The 1,583-nt window shown below is 61.2% G+C and carries 1 protein-coding gene; it reads right to left on the bottom strand.

Annotated elements, in window-relative coordinates:
- Positions 1 to 22: 22 nt before the first annotated feature.
- The gene (locus DT068_RS27840; protein WP_368905332.1) at positions 23 to 1,414 is read right to left on the bottom strand and encodes an IS5 family transposase; all 1,392 of its coding nucleotides are present in this window, start codon (positions 1,412 to 1,414) and stop codon (positions 23 to 25) included.
- Between the last annotated feature and the right edge of the window lie 169 nt (positions 1,415 to 1,583).

Here is a 1,583-nt window from a genome sequence, read left to right as displayed (position 1 = left end):
GTCGCCCGTGAAGAAGCTGATTTCAAGCTGGGATAAGCCGGGGCCGGGGATTGTGGAGCGTGTCAGTCTCCCCATCAGCTTGGGCAAAGCCGATCAGCCGGGCGAGGCATAGGCACCATAAAAGCCTGAGCCAGCGGATCAGGCGGCGGAAGTTGTAGCCGGCGGCGGCGAGGACGGCATTGATGGCATCGCCGTGGTGATGCCAGAGATAATTGCGGCCCATTCGATGTTCGGATTTGAGGTGGCCGATGACCGGCTCGACGGCGGATCTCCGTCGCAGCTCGCGTTTGATCTTCGGCGTCATCCGCCGCTTCTGGCCTGACGTGAAGACCCTGAACTTGTAATCGGGCGGCGCATTGTGGCCGCGATAGCCCTTGTCGGCGAGGATGCGCTCGATGGTGTTGCCGACGAGCGCCTGCATTTCCGGGATGACGGTCCTGAGGGTGTGGCCGTCATAGGGGTTGCCGGGCAGCGCCTTCACATGGGTGACGAACTGACCGCCCTTGGCATGTGCCAAGGTTGTCGCGACCGAGACCTTGACGCCGAATTCGTAAGGCCTGTGCGCCTTGCCCTTGCCGATGCACTCGACCTCGGGTGCGTGCAACGAATAAACCTTTGGTCCACGCTGGCGCTGCTTCTGATCGAGCACCCGTCGGGCCAGGGCCAACATGCGGGCGAGGGCAATTTTGCCGAGCAAATCGACATTGCCTTCGATCTTGCGGGCAATGTCGCGGATGACGCGGCCGAGATAGGTTTTGAGCTTGCGCAAGGCTCGGTTGGCGCGCTTGAACTGCTTGGCGTGAGCATAGCGCTGGTGCTGGATGAGAGCGAACTTGCCCACCCGCACATAGGATTGGCGCAGCTTGATGCCGTGCCTGGCGGCGAGCCGCACCAGGATCTCGCGGGCCCGGTTCACAAGCCGCGCGTCGGTCGGGAACATGATGTTCTTGGGCTGCACCGTGGTGTCGACAATGATGCGGTTGAGATCGGTGGGCTTGATCGCCTCGGTCCTGGTGGCAACCGATAGGCTCTCCTGGAGCAAAGCCTGCAGCTTCTCCTCACCCATCCGCTGGCGCCAGCGCGTCAGCGAGGAGCGATCGAACACCAGGCGGTGCTGGAAGAACTCCTCGCCGCAGAAGAACTGGTAATAGGGGTTCTCCACCCAGCGCTCGCACAACACCTCATCGGAGAGGTCGTAGGTGTGCTTCAGGATCGCCAGTCCCGCCATCAGTCGCGTCGGCAAAGGCGGCCGGCCCGGCTTGTCCTCGTAAACCTCACCGAAGCGCTGCTCGAGAAACGACCAGTCGACCGTCATCGCCAGCTTCACCAGCGGATGGCTCATGTCGATGATGGCATCCAGCCGCGAGCGCAAGAGATCGGCCTGCCCGGTGTCGCGTCGTTCGTTTGGTCGCATCGTCGCCTCCGATGTGACAACAGAATCACGACCGGCGATTCGACGGAATCCCAAAAACGAAATTGCAAGCTTTTGAGGCCTCAACCCCCCAAAGCATGCAAACTCAATGCCGGCCTTCTTCCGAAAATCGAATCCCAATCAATGGCTTGGAAGTTCTTCACGGACGACT

This window comes from Taklimakanibacter lacteus (assembly GCA_003576695.1).
GTDB classification, from domain to species: domain Bacteria; phylum Pseudomonadota; class Alphaproteobacteria; order Rhizobiales; family Aestuariivirgaceae; genus Taklimakanibacter; species Taklimakanibacter lacteus.
This window is presented reverse-complemented; position numbering and strand designations above follow the sequence as displayed.

What these genes read in the sequence shown, in the direction of transcription:
- DT068_RS27840 (WP_368905332.1), bottom strand. Translation starts at nt 1,414, where the DNA reads ATGCGACCAAACGAACGACGCGACACCGGGCAGGCCGATCTCTTGCGC.